The sequence below is a fragment of the Prosthecobacter debontii genome (genome assembly GCF_900167535.1).
GTDB classification, from domain to species: domain Bacteria; phylum Verrucomicrobiota; class Verrucomicrobiia; order Verrucomicrobiales; family Verrucomicrobiaceae; genus Prosthecobacter; species Prosthecobacter debontii.
This window is the reverse complement of record NZ_FUYE01000023.1, coordinates 35,549-38,682: the sequence shown is the minus strand read 5'-3', so window position 1 is coordinate 38,682 and position 3,134 is coordinate 35,549. Positions and strand designations below refer to the sequence as shown.

The window sequence follows — 3,134 nt, the reverse complement described above, 5'->3', positions numbered from 1 at the left end:
ACAAGATCTTAAGATAGCATTCTTAAACGACGCCGAAAACGCGTCGCTCCAGAATCCCCAAAGCCCAAAAAGAATGCCCATTTGTAGTAGAATGGGAGCATTCTAGTCACACTCAATATAATTTCAATAATTTTTAACTTTATAATCAGGAGATCTTAAGCTTCAGCAAAACCGTCATATTCCGACTGAGGCACAGGATGCCCCAGCCGAAGTATAAAGTGCCACTCAGCACCCCCTTCAAATCAAGCGCCACGGAGCTTCGACACATCATAGAGGCTCATCATCGCGGACAAGACCTCCTCACGCCGCCCCTCCTTGAGGGCAGCAAAAGTGGTGTGGTTTCCTGGCTGAAATTTAAAATGCCCGCTGCGCGTGCGGCGCAGAGCCGTGAGATGAGCCCCGCAGCCCAGGGTCATGCCGATGTCATGGGCGTAGGTGCGCACGTAGAACCCCTTGCTACAGACCACGCGGAAATCCACGTCTGGCACCGCGATCTTGTTGATCTGATAGTCGTAAACCCGGACGAAGCGCGGCTTCCGCTCCACCTCTTGCCCCTGACGAGCCAACTTGTAGAGGGGCACTCCATCGATCTTGATGGCGCTGACCATGGGCGGAGTCTGATAAAAATCTCCACGATAACAATCGAAGGCGTCACGGATTTGAGCTTCCGTGAAGTCTGGCACCGGCTTTTCTTCCAGGATCTGTCCTTCCCGATCCTGAGTGCTGGTCGTCGCGCCCAGGCGGAAACTGCCTGTGTATTCTTTATCCTCGCTCATCAGGAGGTCCTGCAGTTTCGTGCCATTGCCGATCACCAGGATCAGCATGCCTGTAGCCATGGGGTCCAAGGTGCCACAATGACCGATCTTCTTGGTATTGAGGCAGCGGCGGGCGACCGCCACCACATCGTGGGAGGTCATGTCAGGATCTTTGTCCACTAGGAGGACACCATTAAGCGAGTCGTCGGACTTCATGTTCTAAAGCTGTCAAAAAAGTTTCTGTGGCGGCTTCGATCGGCCCTCTCATACGGGCACCTGCCGCCATCCGGTGGCCACCACCGCCGAATTGGGCACACACGGCGGAGACATCCAATCGCTCATCCTTCGAGCGGGAACTGACGCGGATTTTGCCATCGGGCATTTCTTCGAAGATCACAGCCGCCACCACACTGTCGATCATCCGCAGCGTGTCGATCAGGCCTTCCGTATCCCCCGACTGCACCTGAACTTCGTCCATCAGCCTGCGGGTGAACTTCCAACTGGCGATCCGCCCTTCGGACCGGATATCCATCTCATTCAGCATGGCACGCAGGAGTTGCAGACGCCGCACTGGCTGTGTCTGATAGATTAACCTTGCTAATCTGGCCGTATCCAACCCCGCTTTCAGCATCTCCGCCACGATTTCGTGCGTGCGTGCCGTCGTGCTGGAAAATTGGAACGACCCCGTATCGGTGATGATCGCGGTGTAGAGATGCTGTAAAACCGCATCCGTGAGGGGGAAATCACCCGCTTTGAGCAGCTCGTAAACGATCTGCCCCACCGCAGGCTGAACACCATCCACGTGATTGAGCTGCCCGTAGCCAGGATTGGCTGGATGATGATCAATATCAATGAGCAACGGAGCTCTAGCCAAAGCGGCTTTGGTTTTCTCTCCGAGGCGCTCGTGCGTCGCCGTATCCAGAGCCACGGCCACATCAATCTCAAAATCGGCGTAAGGAGGTGTCAGAATAGTGGCCACCTCCGGAAGAAACGTCAGATTGGAGGGCACCCCATCCTCCAGCAGGGCATAAACGGTCTTACCCGCTGCCTGCAGACTCAGGGCCAGGCCCATCACCGAGCCGACGGCGTCGCCATCCGGCCGGACATGCGCAGCAATAGCCACACTCCGAGCAGAGCGGAGCGCCTCAGCGATCTGGGAAAGCGGTGTAAGCATGGCGAGAAATTGGCGGGGTGTTCACAAAGCACTGACCGGGAAAGCTGCAAGAGAAGATTACACCTCTCCGCGAGAGCTGGTGAGTGTTTAAAGGCTCATATTGAGCTTCGATTTTGCCTCGCGCTCGTCTGCGCCTTGAGATTTTTCAGGTTTGGGTTACCTCTTCCCCACGCATGAATTGGCTGGCTCATTTGTTCCTTTCTGAACCCACGCCTGCCTTCCGCATCGGCAATCTCCTGCCTGATCTGGTTTCATTCACCGCTTTAACGGACCTTCCTTCGGAATATCAACGCGGCATTCGACAGCATCGGAAAATCGACGCTTTCACCGATGCTCACCCCGTCTTCAAGCGCAGCGTGCAGCGATTAGGCCCGAGTTTCAGGCGATTCGGAGGCATCTTGATGGATGTGTTTTATGACCACTTTCTGAGTCGAGCTTGGGCCAGCTACAGTCCCACGCCGTTGGCAGACTTTACGAATGAAGTTTACGCCTCCTTTGAAAGCCGTTGGCAGGAAATCCCCTCTGAAGCCCACGCGCCCCTCCAGGGCATGCGTGAATACAATTGGCTCTGCTCGTATGGAAACATGCGGGACCTTGAGATCACCCTCCAACGAATCGGCCGCCGCTTCCGTAGGCCAGTCGATCTCGCAGCAGCCATGCCCGTTCTACAGGAGCATTACGGCGCCATTCATGCGGACTTTGAGGAGTTTTTCCCCATCCTCATCGAGCACGTGGCGGAGACACCACCCGTCATCCTCACTTAAAGTCAGGCTCTTCCTCGCCTTCTGGTAGGGGATCTGCAGGAGGGGGCAGATTGTCCAGGGCATTGATGATGCGGACGCCTTTTTCCACCGACTTATCCAGGCGGAAGAAAATCTGCGGGGAGTTCTTCATGATCACCCGCTTGTGCACTTCCTTTTGGATGAAGCCACGGTCTTTGTTCAGCTTCTCAATGATGGCCTCTTCGTTCCCTTTGGTGCTGATGATGCCCACGTAGGCAAAGCATTGCTTCAGGTCGGGGGTGGCACGGACCTCGTGCACCGTGAGGATGGCATTATCCATGCGGTAATGCCTCTCCAGCACCATGCTGAGTTCACGTTTCACCAGTTCGCTGACGCGTTCGACTCGTTGGGACATAAGGGTAAAAGAATGGGGAGACGTTCAGGTTAAAGACTGCCAAACAGCGGGTTTCGTTGGAATGAAAC

Annotated in this window: 4 protein-coding genes; 1 reads left to right on the top strand and 3 read right to left on the bottom strand. The window is 55.2% G+C overall.

Annotation, left to right across the window (positions count from 1 at the left end):
* Positions 1-242: 242 nt before the first annotated feature.
* Both truB and B5D61_RS23165 read right to left on the bottom strand, forming a co-directional pair.
* Positions 243-971: a tRNA pseudouridine(55) synthase TruB gene (truB, locus tag B5D61_RS23170; protein WP_078815824.1), complete on the bottom strand. Its 729-nt coding sequence runs from the start codon at positions 969-971 to the stop codon at positions 243-245.
* On the bottom strand, positions 949-1,929 hold the full coding sequence (locus B5D61_RS23165; RefSeq protein WP_078815823.1) for a DHH family phosphoesterase: 981 nt from the start codon (positions 1,927-1,929) through the stop codon (positions 949-951). Before B5D61_RS23165 ends, truB begins: the two co-directional genes overlap by 23 nt.
* Before the next feature lie 173 nt (positions 1,930-2,102).
* On the opposite strand from B5D61_RS23165, the gene B5D61_RS23160 reads away from it, so the two are divergent.
* A complete protein-coding gene (locus B5D61_RS23160; protein WP_078815822.1) occupies positions 2,103-2,693 on the top strand; it encodes an acyl carrier protein phosphodiesterase in 591 nt (196 codons plus the stop codon).
* Here B5D61_RS23160 and rbfA read toward each other — a convergent pair.
* Entirely contained in the window at positions 2,686-3,066 is a 381-nt protein-coding gene (gene rbfA, locus B5D61_RS23155; protein WP_078815821.1) for a 30S ribosome-binding factor RbfA, read from the bottom strand. The genes B5D61_RS23160 and rbfA overlap by 8 nt on opposite strands.
* Positions 3,067-3,134 lie beyond the last annotated feature (68 nt).

Coding starts and splice junctions, on each gene's coding strand:
- B5D61_RS23165 (WP_078815823.1), bottom strand. CDS start 1,929: ATGCTTACACCGCTTTCCCAGATCGCTGAGGCGCTCCGCTCTGCTCGG.
- truB (WP_078815824.1), bottom strand. CDS start 971: ATGAAGTCCGACGACTCGCTTAATGGTGTCCTCCTAGTGGACAAAGAT.
- rbfA (WP_078815821.1), bottom strand. CDS start 3,066: ATGTCCCAACGAGTCGAACGCGTCAGCGAACTGGTGAAACGTGAACTC.
- B5D61_RS23160 (WP_078815822.1), top strand. CDS start 2,103: ATGAATTGGCTGGCTCATTTGTTCCTTTCTGAACCCACGCCTGCCTTC.